The following is a 16,860-nucleotide window of genomic DNA, read 5'->3' as shown; positions in this document are numbered from 1 at the left end:
AATGGAATTGGATGGGCCTCCCCGCATGGTGGGTTGGATAACCTGGTCAGGTCGGGAACGAAGCAGCCAAACCCAATTTCTGCCAGTGCCGGGGGTTTGGCTCATCCACCCTACTTCAGTTAAGCGGAAGCGTTAATTTCGGTTGATTTAGCTTCACTGACTTAATCTCTTTAGCGATGACATCCAACTTCTTGAAGTCAAATACATAGATATTGGTGTTTTCATACATCTTGACGCTGTAAGTCATATTCTTATTGTTGGCCACAACACTCCACTCAGTGACTTCGTAACCACCAACACCGCCACCGTAAGGATTGCTTGCTGGCAATGTTACTGAGCCAGGTGGAATATCAAAGCTTCCAAGAATGTGCCAAGCTGCATCACCCATTTGCGCAGTTGTAAAACTGGTTGGTACTGAGTTAGATAAAAACAGTGCGCGAATAAAACGACTAGTGCTTAAGAAATCACCAGGCATTCCATGTAAGCCAGTGCCTGAGCTCGGCGCATCGAAAGTCGCGCCACGAATTTTCATTGGCGGTTTCTCGACATTAGAAAGATTGACATAGTTACCAATATCACGCAGGTGGTACTCAAACGGTGGATCATTAGTCATGACGGTTGTTGGATTATCAAAAATAGTCAATTGGCCCTTAACGTATTCCACCACGATGCTTTTGCCATTGGCGTCATGGAATGTGTAATGCACTAGTGGGGTGGCATTTCCATAGATTGCAAGCTTGGCACCATTGACTTTAATCTGCTGTAAGCCCGCCTTAATCTCATCTACAGTTGCAAAATTAGATAGTGCGTAAGTAAGCACTTGAACTGAGTTAATGCTATTGGCAGCTTCAGCAGGAGAAACTGCTTGGTATTGAGCGCTATTAGGAAGATTGAGCACGCCACCCATCAAACCTTTTTCATTCATGCCATCAACCAACTCTGGCAGACCTAATGGATTCATTCCAGCGACAGCATATTTAGTAGTCCAGCTACGACCAGAACCATATTGACCATCAGTACCAATTCCCTTTAATGCGTAGTTCTTTGGAATCGTAATAAGCTCGGACTTCAGTGGCATTCCAAATTCAAGGGTGCGACCATATACAGAACCACCATCGCTACCCTTGAGCATGAAGCTAGTACAAGCATTACTGATTAATGGTGTAAACGCCAATGTGGCAGAAACTGAAGCAGCAAGAATTTGCTTGGTCCATGAATGTTTCATGTATTTCCCTTTATATAGACTGATATCTCAGGAAATTCTAACTGAATAGCCAAGCAAAAGAACCTTACCATTTAGAAGATTTTCAAAATCCTGAAAATTCCCCAAATCATCCAAATAATTAGCAAAACCAGGACAGTTCTGGCGTCGAGTGAGATTCTGAATAACTGCAGTTGCTTATGAGAACACTCAATTGACACTCGCAAAGCAAGACCTCCTCTAGATATAAGAGTTCAGCTTAGAGGCTTTGGAGTGCAACAGTTAGGGATTGGAGATGAAATGATAGTAGGTAATGGCCGATTACCAAATAAGCAGCCTGATAATAAGATCAGTTATTTTTATTCTTGAGAACTTCTTCTAGCTGATTGATTTTATTTTGCATCGCAGTCATCTTCGCATTAAGTGCACCCACATTTAAGAAGGTTTCATCAGCTACTGGCGCTTTGAGATTATTACCCCAACCCAACCATGAGGAGTCATACACCTTGACCTTCTTAAAACCCAGGGTCTTCAGTACGGTAGCAGTTTCAGCCGCCCTAACACCGCTTTGGCAATAGACCACGGTTTCTTTATCGGGATCGAGCTTGGCATACAACTGCTTAAGATCGGTTTGATTCTTTAGCGTCATACCTGAGTTATCAGCAACCTGCTTCTTACTTAACTTGATAGCAGTTGCTGGATCCTGCCAATTGTCTTCATAGGGAATGTTGATGGCATTTGGTATATGTCCACCCCGAATCGTACGCACATCCTTACCGGAATATTCATCAGGAGTTCTAGCGTCAATAATCTGAACTGATTTAGATTGGGCAATCTTGAGCATCTCTTCATTTGTCACTACCAATTGAGGTTGTGCAATGAGCACTACTGATACTGGAGGCAAAGTTTGACGTTCTTTTTGAATTGGCAACCCCGCCTGCTTCCAGCCATCAATACCATCGTGGTAGACCTGCGCATTCTTCCCGCCAAAATAGTTAACGGTATACAAGCCAAAATAGGTGTAAGGATTACCACGCGCTCCATAGACCACAATATCTTTATTGACGTCTAAGCCAGCATTGTTGAAAAGCTTCTGAATTTGCTCTGTGGGAATGTAATCTTCTTTATTAGGGTCGCGCAGAGTGCTGCCGATCTCGCCAATATTGATTGCCCCTGGTATATGACCTTCTAGGTAGCTCTTCTCATCACGCACATCCCAAATAATTGCGCCACGAGAAATCGCCTGCTGCACCTGATCTGTTTGGATGATGGTATTTTTTTGCTGGCCATATGCAAGTGAAATGATCGATGTCAGAATGATTGCTAATAATGATCTCATAGGAATTCCTTTGGCTTAACGGAATAAACGATACACCAAGACATTCATTTCGTGAATACCGCCATCTACTTACAGGTCAACATTGCCGTAGGTTTGTATTGAGTAGCTTTTTGAGCCATAGACTCAAGTCGCTCATACAAATTGTTTTTCATAAAGTACTCAATCACCACCATCGGCACCACAGAATCGAGTTCTACCACAGCATCGTATTTAACAATGGTCTTATCCTTATCGGGCATTACTCTCCAGGAACCCTTATAGTACTTGGCATCGCCACTTACTTGCTCAAAGTTTAAAAGGCGATAAGGCACTTCCGTGTATTCAACTACTGTTTTAAGCTCAATATGAAAAAAGAGGATGTCTTCTTCTAAAACCCTACTCACACGAACTTTGTTAGCAGACCGAGAAAGAATTTTTAAGTCGACTACGCCCGCAATATTTTTAGAGGCTTCATAGTCAGTCAAAAAAGCATACGCATTGCATGGTGCAACAGGAACAGAGTAGTTCGCATTAATATGAAAACGACCGTTTGCTGGTTTGATATTGATTTGAATATTAAATGGGTTATTGCTGTCTTGCGCAAAAGCTTGCAGGCATATAAAACTCAATATTGAGATTAATATCCATTTCATTTGCAGATTTTAGAATAAATCTTGTATTTGCAGACAAGCTCTTTGTGCTGTTTTGGCAAAAAAGAGTTCAATCATCACAGGAGTAGCATTCAATATTGGCGCTTTCATCAGATGCTGCCTTTAGCCCTAGATTAGTATGAGAGCCAATTTCCTGGTTTACAAGTAGTAATAAATTTTGAGTCTACCAAGTCATGCCGAGCATACTCCCAGGCAATTCAAGGCACAATAGATCTATACAACCCAACAAAGCCCTTATGTCCCAAGCCATTATTTTCGATGTAGAAGCAACCGATAAGAATGATGCGGTCATTATTGAAGCCGCCTCCTTAGATGTCACTTCCTTAAATCCATTCGAAGTGGGTAATCCTTGGGTGCAGCGCTATAACCCAGGTAAGCCGATTAGCTTGGGCGCTCTTGCTACACATCACATCATGGATGAAGAATTAGTTAATTGCCCTGCAAGCAGCTCTTTCCGATTGCCAGCTGGTACCAAATATTTAATTGGTCACAATATTGATTTTGATTGGATTGCCATTGGCAAACCAGAAGTGAAGCGTATCTGCACCTTGGCGCTTGCTCGCAGCCTTTGGCCTGAACTCGATAGCCATACTCAAAGCGCCCTGCTCTATCACTTTGAACGGAGTACGGCTAGAGATCAGCTGCGGAATGCCCATAGCGCATTATCTGATGTGTGGATTTGCTCAAAGATTGTTAGGCAAATCATTGATAAGCTTCATCCCATCTCTTTGGATGCTTTTTGGGAAATGTCTGAGAAAGCTCGCATTCCGATGGTGATGCCCTATGGCAAACACAAAGGCGAACTGATTAGCCAAATGCCTGCTGACTACAAGCAATGGATGTTGCGTCAAGACAATGTCTCTGAATATCTACGCAAAGCCTTAGAAGCTAAATAGCCGGCAATCCTTGTTGCTTTTTCTGTTTTGCAATCTGCTGTAGTTTTTGACACTCCTCATTGATGCTTCCGTCTTCATTGAGAACGTCAAATGATCTGCACGTGCTCGAGCGCTGCCCGTAGATAGAACAGCGATAACCTTCTTCATGGGTATGGCGAAGAGCGATGCATGGTGCATGACCCTTCTCTGTGCCTTTCATACAAACCAGATGTGTAGAAACCCTGGTAGTTAACTCCTCTGGAACCGTTCCAGAGCCATTACCGGCAAGTTCTCCATGGTAAAAACTGACCCGGAAATACTGGCAGCACATGCCGCAATCAAAACAGGGATTTGTTAAATCCATCTAAATGAGAGAAAAAACTCTTCGGCCATTAATGCGGCTTATGTGCTGCGGTCACTATTTTTTCAGTATAGGCAATCGCTACAGCTGAAAGCACAAAGGTAATGTGAATTAAGGTTTGCCACATCAAGGTTTTTTCATCATAGGATGCCGCATTGATGAACGTCTTGAGCAAATGAATTGATGAAATACCAATAATCGCAGTTGCTAGCTTTACCTTGAGGACCCCTGCATTTACATGAGAGAGCCATTCAGGCTGATCGGGGTGATTCTCCAGTTCCAGGCGTGAGACAAATGTTTCCCAGCCACCAACAATAACCATGACCAATAAATTGGAGATCATGACGACGTCGATCAATCCTAAAACTACCAGCATCAAGGCAGTTTCAGTCATCGACTTATCTGCCATCATCGTAATGAGGTGAACTAGCTCTATCCAGAACTGCCAAACGTATACACCCTGGGCAACAATCAATCCCAAATAGAGTGGCGCCTGCAACCAGCGGGACATAAATATCCAACGCGGCAAAGGACGTAATTTTTTATCTAAGAAGGTTTCTTTATCTGGATTCATATCCGAATCTTAACCACTTTTTAGGGGTATTAAAGACTTAACAACCCTAGGGGAATTATCTACTCGCCCCTACTATGCAATAGGGAATAAGGAATCCGTGATTTCCTTATTCCCCCTCTGCCTACTGCTTATTTTCTACTCGCTGCTACCGCAATGTTCTTTACTGATACTTGCGATTAAAGATCTGCTTTGTTTCAACATCGTGACGCTTTGTATTTTTCAACACTGCGCAATAGGACAGGATCATGATCACTGCCAATGAGATGCCGTTAAAGTTATTCATCAAGTTGCTGATTGTGTTCATTTGTTTCTCCTTAATATGTTGTTGCGTGTTACTTATTAGTGAATACTTGCTGCTGAATTTCTTTATCTAGCCACCGGCAACTCATCCCAGCGCGTGGTGTAGTTCGGTGATCTATTGTTTGATCTCATTTGCCACTCTTGTTTAGTGCTATTGGTTCCTGAAGCTGCGGATCTAATGGCCGCATTACCAAAGCGCGTATTGATTTCATCAACTGCTTTCATGAGATGAGCAGATTTGCCTTTGGTTTCGATATCGTCAAACAAGGATTGCTGGGCTGTGGGCTTATCGCCAATCAAATTGAGAATGACGCCTGCTTTCTTATAACGAAAGCTCGCTTGATAGATTTGCTTCAGACCTGCTAGCGCAGCATTCGTTAATGTCAGTGTGTTATCTGTTGGGTCTGCCAGCGGAATTGTGACGCCTTGATGGTGTTGTGGTTCGTTTTGCTTAAACGGGTTAGTCTGAATAAATACTGTGAGCGCGCCCGTAGTGCTGTTTTGTGCTCTGAGCTTTTCAGCTGCACGTGCCACATGAGTGGCAACCGACTGTGCAAGCTCGGCCTGGCTAGTTACAGGTTTACCAAAACTACGTGAGGCAATGATTTGTTGTTTGGCTGGCGCCACCTCTTCTAACTGCAGACAAGATGTGCCTCGTAGTTCATAGCAAAGACGCTCCATGACTACACCAAACTGCTGACGCATGGCTTGTGGTGAAGCTTGCAAGAGATCAAATACGCTTTGAATATTCTGAGCTTTGAGTTTCTTGGCGATTTGTTTACCTACGCCCCAAACCTCGCCCACTTCAGTTTCACTCATCCACTGATAGAGCTCTTCTTTGGCCATCGCATTGACATCGCATACACCAGCAAACTGCTTGTGCTTTTTAGCCAAGTGATTGGCTAGCTTGGCTAAGGTCTTGCTAGCGCCAATACCTACACAGACTGGTAAGCCAGTAGTGTCTTTAACTTGTTGCTTGATCTTCTGACCCAACTCAATGGTGTCTTGGTATTGCTTGAGGACAGTTTCGATTTGCAAGAAGCTCTCATCGATGCTGTAGACCTCTAAGTTAGGTGTAAATGTTCTGAGTACCTGAACTACTCGGCTACTCATATCCCCATACAGCGTGTAGTTGGATGATTGAGCCAGGATGCCATGCTTCTTGGCAAGATCTTTCATCTGAAACCAAGGTGTACCCATCTTCACGCCAAGTGCTTTAACTTCAGCGCTACGTGCCACAGCACAGCCATCGTTATTCGAGAGCACCACCATTGGCACATCTTCTAGCTTAGGCTGAAATACGCGCTCGCAAGAAACGTAGAAGTTATTTACATCGACGAGGGCGAAGAGTGAATTTGATGAAGTTGACACAGTTTGTGAATAGGAATTCATCTCACTTGCCCTCTTTGTTATATCTAGTGCTGGCATTGCTGTACTTGCGCACCACTCCAACAACCACGCCCCAGATTTGCAACTCACTGCCCTCATTAAAGGTGATGGGTTGGTAATTGGGGTTTTCTGGTTGGAGCTCAATACGACCACGCAATTGATAGAGGCGCTTAATGGTGTATTCACCATCGACAACAGCCACAACGATGTCTTTGTGTTTTGGTTTGAGTGCTTTATCAACGACGACCTTGTCGCCGTCGCAAATACCCGCGCCCAACATCGAATCCCCCTTCACGGTGAACATGAAGGTGGCTGGCTTGTTCTGAACGAGGTAATGGTTCAAATCTAGGCCATCCTCAGCGTAATCTGCCGCTGGACTGGGGAATCCAGCTGAAATCCGGTGACTTAGGAGCTTAAGCTCATAGACAGCAAAATGCCCCGCCAAGGCTTGTGGTGCCTGGCTTAGAGTTACTTTTGCGGGGTTCATTACTTGCGTCATAGTCATTAATATACTGTATGTTTATACAGTATATGTAAAAACTGTAAAAACAGGGCTATTTTTGTTGTTTTGGGGCTATGACACCCCTGCCATCCCCTCTTTTCCGCCCCTCACCCACCCCAATTCTCTAGCCATAAACCCCAAGTGCCTAAAGCTTGCATTGAGCCTGAGGAATTGCATAATGAACCTAGAAGTTACGCCTTAAGTAACTCATATAAAAACAATAGTAGGAGACACATGAAGACGTATAAGATCGCGTCCGTTCCGGGCGATGGCATTGGTAAAGAAGTTATTCCCGAATGCGAAAAGGTATTAAATGCCTTAAGCAAAAAACATCCTGAAGTTGCTTTCCAATTCGAGCACTTTGATTGGGGTGGCGACTACTACCGCAAGCACGGCATCATGATGCCCGACGATGGTCTTGAGCCTTTGCGCTCTAAAGATGCCATCTTGTTCGGCTCAGCTGGCGATCCTAAGATTCCAGATCACATTACTTTATGGGGCTTGCGTCTCAAAATCTGCCAAGGCTTTGATCAGTACGCAAACGTGCGCCCCACCCGAATTCTTCCTGGCATCGAAACACCTCTACGTAACTGCAAACCAGGTCAACTCGATTGGGTGATCGTACGCGAGAACTCTGAAGGTGAATACTCTGGTGTAGGTGGTAGAGCCCATCAAGGTCATCCGATTGAAGTTGCCTCTGATATGAGCATCATGACCCGCATTGGTGTTGAGCGTGTCCAGCGCTTCGCCTTTAAGCTGGCGCAGTCGCGCCCCCGTAAGCACCTTACCGTAATCACCAAGTCCAATGCGCAGCGCCATGGCATGGTGATGTGGGATGAGATTGCCAATATTGTTGCTAAAGACTTTCCAGATGTCACTTGGGATAAAGAGTTGGTTGATGCCGCCACTGCGCGCATGGTCAATCGCCCTGAATCTTTGGACACCATCGTTGCAACCAACTTGCATGCAGACGTACTGAGTGATTTAGCGGCCGCACTTGCAGGTAGCCTAGGTATTGCACCAACAGCCAACTTAGATCCGGAGCGTCGATATCCATCGATGTTTGAACCGATTCATGGTTCTGCTTTTGACATCATGGGTAAAGGGCTTGCCAATCCGATTGGCACCTTCTGGTCAGCAGTGATGATGCTCGACTTCTTGGGTGAAAAAGCTCTGGGAGCAAAACTCATGGCAGCCATTGAAAAAGTGACCGCCAATCCAAAACTACACACTCGTGATTTAGGCGGCACGGCGATGATGAGTGACGTTACTAATGCAGTTATCGAGGAGATCTCTAAATGAAGCTATTGAAATTACTAAGTGGATTACTGAGTGCTTGCTTGCTTTCATTCGGCTTGTTATCTGGCGCGAGTGCTCAACCCTTCCCAGATAAAACGATTCAGTACATCATCCCCTTCCCGCCTGCTGGCGAGTCTGACTTGGTAGCGCGCTACCAAGCGGACATCTCCGCCAAGAAATTTAAGCAGCCCATGGTAGTCATGAACCGCGCTGGTGCGGGCGGCGCTTTGGTATGGAGTGCACTCAATACTTATCCAGCTGATGGCACTACTGTGGTGGGTGTCAATATTCCACATACGATCTTGCAACCACTTCAGGAAGGCATTCAGTACAAGACCGAAGACATTAACGCGATCTACTACTACCACTTCACCCCTGATGCATTGATGGTCTCCGCAGACAGCCCCTATAAGACCTATCAAGAATTTATTGCAGCAGCTAAGAAAGATCCGGGCAAGATGTCTTTAGCGGGTTCAGCGCAGTTCTCTGCTAACCATATGGCAGTGGAGCGTCTGAATAAATTGGCAGGCGTCAAAATCAATTACGTTCCCTTTAAAGGTACCGGTGACTTGATTACTGCGTTGATTGGTATGCACGTTGATGGCGCTATGGGTTACCTGCCTTTAGCGATTCAGCAAAAAGGGAAAGTACGTACGCTGGCGATTGCGACTGAGAAGCGTAACCCCGCTCTACCAGATGTTCCAACCTTTAAAGAGCTTGGCTTGAACTGGGTGGACGGCGCATACCGCGGTGTAGCTGTGCCAAAAGCAACCCCACTAGTATTGCAACAAAAGATGTCTGATTACTTTGCGCAACTCAATGCAGATCCTGAAACCAAGAAGAAGTTGGAAGACTCTGGCTTTGTGATTGTGGATATTCCGTTAGCAAAAATGCCGGCATTTATGAAAGAGAAAACTGCTCAAGCGATGGATGATGCAAAGAATGCGGGAATGATTAAGTAAATCCTTCATCTTATTTATTGATGCTTTTGTTTTTTCCTTCGTTTCAAATAAAAAACCACCGAATGCGGTGGTTTTTTATTTGGCGCTTGCTTTCTTTTTAGCAAAAAACAAAGGCGAGTATCGCCGGGTCATCCGCAAAGGCATTGGACAGATAAATACTAGCTCGATAAAACCAAGGCTGAGCAGTCTCTACGAATTCGACAATGATAGGGAAGCGTTCCATACCTAAATGATAGTGCCTTATGCACTACTTCACTTCAACCATCTCACCCTTAGATGAAATCAAGTAAGCCTTGTTTGGCTTGTCTTCTCGGATGCGCGCAAGTTCGGCTTGGTAGCCTTGTAACTGCTTGCGATACTTTTCATATTTCTCGCTACCCACTTCTGGAATCGTGAGCTTGTAATCGATGATGACTAAATGATCATCCAGCTCCACTAAGCGATCCATGCGATAGCTCTTGCCATCTTCGCTAGCGATATCAAGCTCATTCCAGGCTTGAACCCATTCGCCTGATGTCAGATAGCGCTGGAGTTCTGGAGCGTCCAAGACTGTTTTAGTGCGAGTCAGTAGTGTTTTCGCATGCTCTTCATCCACACCCAACCAATTCATGAGCTCTTGCTCGCTTGGCATGGGTAGCTTTACTTGATTGCTAGAGTCTGGAGTAAGGAACTCGAGAAGCTTGTGGAAGTTTGTACCCTCTTCCAGAATTTCTGGGTCAGGCTCTGCTTTATCTTGTTCTAAGACTTTTTCTGCAAGCTCCTGCGCCAGGACTCCACTCTCAATCTTAGCAATTGAGTCTTGATAATTGCTCTTAGCTTGATCCCATGCAATCTGAAAGTGATCAATCTTAAATGGCGCACTTCCAAGCTCTAGCTGCATATCGCGCTGCTCTATTAGCATGTCTTTAAGGTCGAGGGTATTGAGATCTAGCACGGGAACACCTGCAGCCAGAGCTCTACCGTACCAAGAGCGCTCATTCAGTCCGGTCTTACTACTGCTAGCTGCGCCGCTAAGCCATAAGCCCTGCTTCGCTCTAGTCATAGCAACGTAGAGGAGATTCCAATTTTCATTCTGACTAACCTCATTCTCTTTTTTGAAGATAAGACTACGCTCGCCAGTGAGTGTCTTAGAGGTATACAAAGAGAGATGTGTCGGGCTGTCATGCTCTGGCAACCAATCTAACAGAACACCTCGATGCGGTGCACGCCACTCCGTATTATTTGCATCAAGCATGATGACAAAAGGTGACTCCAAGCCTTTAGCTCCATGTATTGTCATTAAGCGTACGCGCTGATGACGATCCTCCTCCGACATCTCGCTTTGCTCATCCAACTCACCAATATCTTCATTTGCCTCAGCCTCAACGTCGCCCTCATCTGGCGTTTCATCATCATCGCCACGACGCATTGCATTCATCTCATCAATGAAGCGGCTTAAGCTGGGATAGCGACCGCCATCCTGATTTAAAGCGAGCTCCAGAAAAGCATCTAGATTCGCCAAGACTTGCGCCCTGGCTAGATTTTGAGCGGCAACGGCATAACTCACTCGCAAATTACTCTCGTGATAAATCAAATCCAGCAAATCATGAACTGGTAATACCTCGCCTAACCCACGCCAATGCTCTAAATACCTTGCCGCCTTCTGGGTTTGCGGGTTTTGACTAGCCTGTAATGCATCCCACCAGGAGCGATAACCTTGGCCATTGCCGCCAATACTCATACTGAGTTCTTGCATCTGCTGCTCGGTAAAGCTAAAGATTGGACTACGTAAAATCTGGGCCAACGGCAAATCATGGCGAGGAGAAACCAATACTGTTAGTAATGCAATAAGGTCATCGATTTCTAATGTATTGAGAAGACCACCCAGGCGAGTACTGTCATAAGCCAAACCCGCTTCACGAAGAGCTCTTTCAAACTGCGGCAAATATTTACGACGCTTTACCAGCAAGATGAAGTCACTTGCTCTTGCAGGGCGCCAATAATCTTTGCCGTCTTTTTTATCCATCACTTGGCGCGTTGCAATTACATGATGAATTAATCGACTAACTTGCTTACCCTCTTCATAGCGCTGCTGCACATCGCTGGTTTGACCAGAATCTCGAATCGCAACATCAAAAGCTGAGCCATAACGTTCTGGCCGCTCGTTCTCCACTCGCTCAATGAGGGGCAATAATTTTGTCTCACCATCTACTGCATACGCTTCCGCTGGCATGCCTTGCTGCAGAGACTTCCAGGCTGTAGCTTGCTTGGCGTATTGATAACTCTCCGGTAAAGCGCCTGCCAAGAACACCCCATTCACCGCATCATTAATAGCCGGCGCATTTCTGCGGGTGGTATTTTGCGATAAGGCAGCTGCATTTAGCTTTCTCACCAGAAAATCTCTAGCACTATCAAATAGTCTTGGATCAGCACGACGAAAACGATAAATCGATTGCTTAGGATCGCCAACAATAAAAACGCTTGGCATCGAACTATCATCGCCATAGCCATCCAACCATGAGCGTAATATTTGCCACTGCAATGGGTTAGTGTCCTGAAACTCGTCGATCAGAATATGTTTGTACTTTGCATCCAAGCGAGCCTGCAAATAAGAGGCATTGGCAGAGCTAGTCATTAATTGACTCACACCAATTTCTAAATCATCAAAGTCCCTCACACGCATGGACTCTTTGGCTTTTTCCATATGGGCAAGCATCGCCTCACTCATGGCAAACCATGCAATATTAAGATCTCGAATGAGGTGTTCGCTTTGCCATGCAAATAAGTCTTGATAAGCATCTACCCAGCCATTACGAATCTTCGCAATCTCTGTGGGCTCAATATTCTTTGCATTTAAATACTTGAGCATTGGGGCTGAAGTCTTAGCAATATCTGCTAAAGGAGTCCGTGCTTGAGTCAAAAAATAAGCTTGAAACTCATTGGCGATATCCATCACCGAGCCATTGGCGTCATGATGTTCAATCACTTGCTTTAAATACGCTGCTTTACCTACTTGGGTTGGGGTGCCATTTTGAAAACACTCATAGAGCATTTCTAGATCTTTTTTGGTGCCGGGAAGCTTCCAAAAAACTTCAAGTGGATTACTCTTGGCAAGGTGGGGCAAGATCTTTTCCAAACAATCCACTGGCTGAGTATTTTTAGCAATACAAGTGTCTCGAAAGAAAGTCCATGCGCCTCTTTGTTTGAAGAGGCTGTAATTCCCCATCAAGAACTTTTGAGTCTCACTCGCACCAAACTCTGCTAGCAATACGTCATAGTGCTTTTTTAAATCCTCTGGCAGATTGCCCCACCAATCACCCATACACTCTTCTTGTAGGCGCTTAGCATCTTCTCGCAAATTAAAGCCAGGCTGCACCTCTGCAGATACTGGAGCTGCGCCAAGCAAACGCCCAAACCAACCATGGAAGGTGTCAATCACGATAGCCTGCGGGCTAGATAGAACCTTGATGTATAGGGCTCTAGCCTGGGGTAACAATTGAATAGCCTCTTCTTTCGTTAGCCCTCTCATTTGCAATTCATGTGTAAGCGTTGCGTCATCTGCAGTGGAAAACTCTTCCAATAAACCGTAGAGACGATCACGCATTTCTTGTGCGGCTTTGCGCGTAAAAGTCAACGCCAAGATCTCTTGAGGCTTTGCACCGGCTAACAACAACCTGATCATACGAGCTACCAATAGCCAAGTCTTACCGCTACCTGCACAAGCAGAGACGATTACAGATCTTTCTGGATTACAGGCTAGGGAATAATTGAACTCTTCGCTCACCACATCCCCTTTCTGCAAATGCCTCTAGCTTCGCAGTATTGACATACGCTATCTGGTGCAAATGCTTGCATAGGCTTACGCGCCCATAAGGTATTTAAATCTTGGGTGATCTGCTCTGAAAACTCTGCCATCAGTTCCGGCATGTTTTCTACTGCATACGCTCGGATACTTTTATCCCCCCCTTTATCTAAGTCAGCCCTGAGACTTACCCATTCAGCCTGACTCACTATACGACCTGGGATATGAGCTGCAACCGCGTTTTCACTGGCAGCACGGGCATAGATTAAAAGCTGTGGATCATCCAAGATATTCTCAGCACGATCCACAATCTTTTTCATCTTTTGATTTTTATAGTCAATCACCGCTGCCGCATTGCCATCAGACTGGTGAATATCAAATCGATCAGCGCGCCCTGCAATACGGATATCTCTTTGCACGCCATCGGGATCACTCAAACTTAATGTAAAGCCAACCGTTAGCTCGGCATCGTGATAACGCCAGCCCTCGTTTTCTCTTTGAATTTGCCAATCCACAAAACTAGGAATTTGTTTTTGCCAATCCCTTAGAGTTCCAAGCACTCTTGCATCGCCTGCAATGAGGCGCTCAAACTCATTCTCAGAACATTTCATTAAATGCTCGATCATCCATTGACGGCGCCCGTCTGCACCGTCATGAATGGGTGAGTGAGATTTTTCGTCCTCAGTTTTCAGTGCTTGAAAAAAGGTTTTGAGCAAAGCATGCAAAGTTTGACCCGCAAGAGAGGCATCAAAGCCTTCTTCGAATTCTTTTGCCTTACGCAATCCCAATAAGCTGCTAACGTAATAGCGGTAAGGACAATCCCTCAAAGCCTTATAAGCGCTGGGCGAGACCGTTACCGGAATCGCTAAATCTTTATCGGGCACGCTCACCGACATTTGCAGTGGTTGAGATTTGCCTTCATAGGTCTCCGGCTTTACCTCTATCGCTTTCCAGTCTTTTAATTGGGTCTGTAAACGCTGAATCCATGCCGATGGACGTAGAGGTTCACCGCTTTTACTTTTACTTTGCCAGAGAAGATCTACTTGCTCACAGGAGACAAGCAACTGAGAGAGGTCTCTAGCCTGCTGTACGTACTGAGCTGCAACTGTAGAAGACTTGAGATAGCGGTTCAGCGTGTCCGAGAAAAATAATGGAGGCTCAGAAAATGCTGGTAGCTGCTGCTCATCACACCCAACCAACACTACCGCATCAAATTGTCGTAAGCGTGTCGAACTCAGAGGCAAGATGCTCAGGGTTGCTTGCGCCTCTTTACCAGCTTCCTCATAAGTTGCTTCTTCGATAACAGTTTTTAGCAAGCTTAACCACTCTGGTAGGCGCATCTTCAGATTGCTATAGACGCCACTATTGAGATTAAAACTATCGAGAACTTCTAACAGCTGCTTACCAGCAGCATCACTCTCTAGGCGCCCTGCCATACCTGTCTCTTTCAGGTTTTTCTGCAAAAGATCGTATGCACTAGAACAATCCACCGATAAGTGCTGCCAAGCGATGTGGAGGCGCCTTACAAACTTGATGAGGTCGATTAAATGCTCGTTGGGTGAGCCGCCATTTGACGCAGCATACTTATTGGCTCGCTCAATCGCCATGAGAAAAGTTTCCCACCCAGACTTGGCTTGGCTCGCAATCAAAATATCTTCAAGTTGAGCAAGCAGTCCAATGCATGCCTCAGGGGGTTTATTCAGACTATACGGAAGATCAAAATGAGGGTTTTGTAAAAACTCCAACAATGCGCTTGCGCTTGGACCTTCTTTTGGTGCGCGTATCAACTCAAGCCAACTATCAAATGCAGCTGCGGCTCTAGTAGTTGATAACTTCCAACCGGTTTCATCCCGAATCCGTAGTGCGCTGCCTAGGCGACTTAATAAAGCTCGTGTCCTTCGAGCTGCTAAACGATCTTGTGCAACCAAGGCAATATTTTTCTTGCCAGCAATAAGATGGGACTCAATCGATTTCGTTGCAGCCCATGCCAACTCTTCAAAACGTCTTGCTGCTAGCAAGCGCCAATCATCATGTCTATTGGCTTGAATATTGCTACTCACTTGAGAATCTTCTGCAGGGTTTGCAGATGCGATATGTCCATCAGCATCAAACCCACAAAGCGCCTCAGACCACAGAGCCACTGAACCCCAGTCTAAATCTCCACGCACCACTGGAGCGTATTGAGCATATTCATTCAGGTAGCGATCAATTAACTCTTGATCTACCGGCTTCGGATCCGCCGTCTGCACCCAAATGAATGGACGTACATTGCTATGCTGATTTTCCGCATTGGACTTTGCTAATTGCATATGTGCAGCCATTGCCAAATGTTTGCGTATCACTGGGTCGCCAACGCTGCTTAAATAACGCCAGAAAGTGAGCAGCACTGCAGACTCTTCATCTACAACATTGCGCGAGAGTCCTACATAAGCTTTAGCAATCGCCTGATCTAAAACAAGCTCTACTTTTTTAAGCCAAGTCTCTGTATCTAAGGCATGCGTTTGTAGCAATTCATTTAACTCGCCTTGCAATTGCGGAATAACTGCCTCAGATAATGTGTCGCACGCATCGATGACTGCCTGCGCCAATCCCCATGCCCCTGCTTCGCTTTCTGCTTTAAACCATGCTTGTAAGGTTTTGTGTTTGCGCAAATTGACAAACACCGATAACCATCTCTCTAAATCTGTTTGCTTCTTTGGAAATTTCCATGCGCCTGGTGCTGCTTCTAGCCAATCCGTAAAACTAATGACTTGGGGCAAGAAGGCAATACTGCTCGGTAAGTCTTTGGGTCTGTTTTGCTCTAAAGCTGCCCTCACCCCAACTAGAGGCCCTGCGGTGCTGAGCACCACTAAGGGGCGCTGATTGGTTTGCACTGCACAATCCCAGATGCCTTTTGCCAATTGGGCAAGCGCTTGGCTATTAGGCGTGATTGCCCAAGCTTGCGGCTGCTTTTGGTCAGAAATGGTTGGGAAAGACTGAGACATGAAGTGTGTATTTATCTATTTTGAGCAGAACGTTCCGCTTATTGCTAATATAAGCGTTGTAACGACATAATTAAATAACTCGCTAAATAAGTCTAAATAAGGAATTTTCATGAGTGCCGGCATTAAATATGTAACTGACGCCTCTTTCGAACAAGACGTCCTCAAGTCCGATAAACCTGTTCTGCTCGACTTCTGGGCTGAGTGGTGTGGTCCTTGCAAAATGATTGGTCCGATCCTGGAAGAGCTCGCTGGCGAATACGGCGATAAGCTACAGATCGCAAAAATGAACGTGGATGAGAACCAAGGCGTACCTGCCCAGTTCAATATTCGCGGCATTCCTACCCTGATCCTTTTCAAAAATGGCACTGTGGCTGCTCAAAAAGTAGGCGCTTTGGCCAAATCTCAGTTGACTGCATTTATTGATAGTCATCTGTAAATAGTCTCAGACCACAGGTTCACCCGCTGAGCCTGTGGTTTTTACCGATTTACCGTAGTTGTCAGACCCCTTTTTTAGTGTAGTATTACTCAAACGCACTAATCAGTGCTCCGATTTCCAGCAATTTACCTCCCCCTTCTTTTAGCAAATTCCAAAATTCTGTTTTTCCACATCTGCGTGATCTTGATCAGCGCAGCGATACCTCAA

Annotated in this window: 14 protein-coding genes and 1 other RNA gene; 5 read left to right on the top strand and 10 right to left on the bottom strand. The window is 45.4% G+C overall.

Annotated features, from left to right (window positions below; translation table 11 throughout):
- The first annotated feature begins 10 nt into the window (after positions 1-10).
- Positions 11-109, top strand: an RNA gene (gene ffs / locus QMF28_RS03715) — signal recognition particle sRNA small type.
- A 6-nt stretch (positions 110-115) separates the two neighbouring features.
- Here the strand turns inward: ffs and QMF28_RS03710 are convergent.
- The 3 genes from QMF28_RS03710 to QMF28_RS03700 all read right to left on the bottom strand — a co-directional run bounded on the left by QMF28_RS03710 (position 116) and on the right by QMF28_RS03700 (position 3,172).
- Positions 116-1,225, bottom strand: coding sequence for a linear amide C-N hydrolase (locus tag QMF28_RS03710; protein ID WP_281743327.1), 1,110 nt, complete (start codon positions 1,223-1,225; stop codon positions 116-118).
- Between the two features lie 325 nt (positions 1,226-1,550).
- A complete protein-coding gene (locus QMF28_RS03705) occupies positions 1,551-2,540 on the bottom strand; it encodes a sulfurtransferase (protein WP_281743325.1) in 990 nt (329 codons plus the stop codon).
- A 65-nt stretch (positions 2,541-2,605) separates the two neighbouring features.
- Positions 2,606-3,172: an SRPBCC family protein gene (locus tag QMF28_RS03700; RefSeq protein WP_281743323.1), complete on the bottom strand. Its 567-nt coding sequence runs from the start codon at positions 3,170-3,172 to the stop codon at positions 2,606-2,608.
- Positions 3,173-3,426: 254 nt separating this feature from the next.
- Between QMF28_RS03700 and QMF28_RS03695 the strand changes: the two genes are divergently transcribed.
- Entirely contained in the window at positions 3,427-4,086 is a 660-nt protein-coding gene (locus QMF28_RS03695) for a putative quorum-sensing-regulated virulence factor (RefSeq protein WP_281743321.1), read from the top strand.
- On the opposite strand, the gene QMF28_RS03690 is transcribed toward QMF28_RS03695, so the two are convergent.
- The 5 genes from QMF28_RS03690 to QMF28_RS03670 all read right to left on the bottom strand — a co-directional run bounded on the left by QMF28_RS03690 (position 4,079) and on the right by QMF28_RS03670 (position 7,194).
- Entirely contained in the window at positions 4,079-4,429 is a 351-nt protein-coding gene (locus tag QMF28_RS03690) for a YkgJ family cysteine cluster protein (protein WP_082786366.1), read from the bottom strand. The two genes, QMF28_RS03695 and QMF28_RS03690, sit on opposite strands and share 8 nt — an antisense overlap.
- Positions 4,430-4,457: 28 nt before the next feature.
- Positions 4,458-5,000 (bottom strand): TIGR00645 family protein, encoded by a 543-nt coding sequence (locus tag QMF28_RS03685; RefSeq protein ID WP_068321073.1) that lies wholly within the window; start codon positions 4,998-5,000, stop codon positions 4,458-4,460.
- 160 nt (positions 5,001-5,160) lie between these two features.
- Complete coding sequence (locus tag QMF28_RS03680; protein WP_167345988.1) at positions 5,161-5,304, bottom strand: hypothetical protein; 144 nt, start codon at positions 5,302-5,304, stop codon at positions 5,161-5,163.
- Positions 5,305-5,366: 62 nt separating this feature from the next.
- Positions 5,367-6,692 (bottom strand): Y-family DNA polymerase, encoded by a 1,326-nt coding sequence (locus QMF28_RS03675; protein ID WP_281743319.1) that lies wholly within the window; start codon positions 6,690-6,692, stop codon positions 5,367-5,369.
- 1 nt (position 6,693) lies between these two features.
- Complete coding sequence (locus QMF28_RS03670) at positions 6,694-7,194, bottom strand: LexA family protein (protein ID WP_281743318.1); 501 nt, start codon at positions 7,192-7,194, stop codon at positions 6,694-6,696.
- A gap of 231 nt (positions 7,195-7,425) precedes the next feature.
- On the opposite strand from QMF28_RS03670, the gene QMF28_RS03665 reads away from it, so the two are divergent.
- Positions 7,426-8,493 carry a tartrate dehydrogenase gene (locus QMF28_RS03665; RefSeq protein ID WP_281743317.1) on the top strand — a complete coding sequence of 356 codons (1,068 nt, stop codon included), beginning with the start codon at positions 7,426-7,428 and terminating at the stop codon, positions 8,491-8,493.
- Positions 8,490-9,452: a tripartite tricarboxylate transporter substrate binding protein gene (locus QMF28_RS03660; protein WP_281743315.1), complete on the top strand. Its 963-nt coding sequence runs from the start codon at positions 8,490-8,492 to the stop codon at positions 9,450-9,452. The genes QMF28_RS03665 and QMF28_RS03660 overlap by 4 nt, the downstream gene beginning before the upstream one ends.
- 247 nt (positions 9,453-9,699) lie before the next feature.
- On the opposite strand, the gene QMF28_RS03655 is transcribed toward QMF28_RS03660, so the two are convergent.
- On the bottom strand, positions 9,700-13,215 hold the full coding sequence (locus QMF28_RS03655) for a UvrD-helicase domain-containing protein (protein ID WP_281743313.1): 3,516 nt from the start codon (positions 13,213-13,215) through the stop codon (positions 9,700-9,702).
- Positions 13,212-16,217, bottom strand: coding sequence for a PD-(D/E)XK nuclease family protein (locus QMF28_RS03650; RefSeq protein WP_281743312.1), 3,006 nt, complete (start codon positions 16,215-16,217; stop codon positions 13,212-13,214). Before QMF28_RS03650 ends, QMF28_RS03655 begins: the two co-directional genes overlap by 4 nt.
- Positions 16,218-16,326: 109 nt before the next feature.
- On the opposite strand from QMF28_RS03650, the gene trxA reads away from it, so the two are divergent.
- Entirely contained in the window at positions 16,327-16,653 is a 327-nt protein-coding gene (gene trxA / locus QMF28_RS03645; protein ID WP_068321063.1) for a thioredoxin TrxA, read from the top strand.
- Positions 16,654-16,860 lie beyond the last annotated feature (207 nt).

Source organism: Polynucleobacter yangtzensis, from assembly GCF_027924165.1.
GTDB lineage: Bacteria > Pseudomonadota > Gammaproteobacteria > Burkholderiales > Burkholderiaceae > Polynucleobacter > Polynucleobacter yangtzensis.
The sequence above is the reverse complement of the archived record's forward strand: the minus strand, read 5'-3'. Positions and strand labels throughout refer to the sequence as shown.

Bases quoted from the DNA above. Each gene is read 5' to 3' on its own strand.
- QMF28_RS03710 (WP_281743327.1), bottom strand. From the start codon at position 1,225: ATGAAACATTCATGGACCAAGCAAATTCTTGCTGCTTCAGTTTCTGCC.
- QMF28_RS03705 (WP_281743325.1), bottom strand. From the start codon at position 2,540: ATGAGATCATTATTAGCAATCATTCTGACATCGATCATTTCACTTGCA.
- QMF28_RS03700 (WP_281743323.1), bottom strand. From the start codon at position 3,172: ATGAAATGGATATTAATCTCAATATTGAGTTTTATATGCCTGCAAGCT.
- QMF28_RS03695 (WP_281743321.1), top strand. From the start codon at position 3,427: ATGTCCCAAGCCATTATTTTCGATGTAGAAGCAACCGATAAGAATGAT.
- QMF28_RS03690 (WP_082786366.1), bottom strand. From the start codon at position 4,429: ATGGATTTAACAAATCCCTGTTTTGATTGCGGCATGTGCTGCCAGTAT.
- QMF28_RS03685 (WP_068321073.1), bottom strand. From the start codon at position 5,000: ATGAATCCAGATAAAGAAACCTTCTTAGATAAAAAATTACGTCCTTTG.
- QMF28_RS03680 (WP_167345988.1), bottom strand. From the start codon at position 5,304: ATGAACACAATCAGCAACTTGATGAATAACTTTAACGGCATCTCATTG.
- QMF28_RS03675 (WP_281743319.1), bottom strand. From the start codon at position 6,692: ATGAATTCCTATTCACAAACTGTGTCAACTTCATCAAATTCACTCTTC.
- QMF28_RS03670 (WP_281743318.1), bottom strand. From the start codon at position 7,194: ATGACTATGACGCAAGTAATGAACCCCGCAAAAGTAACTCTAAGCCAG.
- QMF28_RS03665 (WP_281743317.1), top strand. From the start codon at position 7,426: ATGAAGACGTATAAGATCGCGTCCGTTCCGGGCGATGGCATTGGTAAA.
- QMF28_RS03660 (WP_281743315.1), top strand. From the start codon at position 8,490: ATGAAGCTATTGAAATTACTAAGTGGATTACTGAGTGCTTGCTTGCTT.
- QMF28_RS03650 (WP_281743312.1), bottom strand. From the start codon at position 16,217: ATGTCTCAGTCTTTCCCAACCATTTCTGACCAAAAGCAGCCGCAAGCT.
- trxA (WP_068321063.1), top strand. From the start codon at position 16,327: ATGAGTGCCGGCATTAAATATGTAACTGACGCCTCTTTCGAACAAGAC.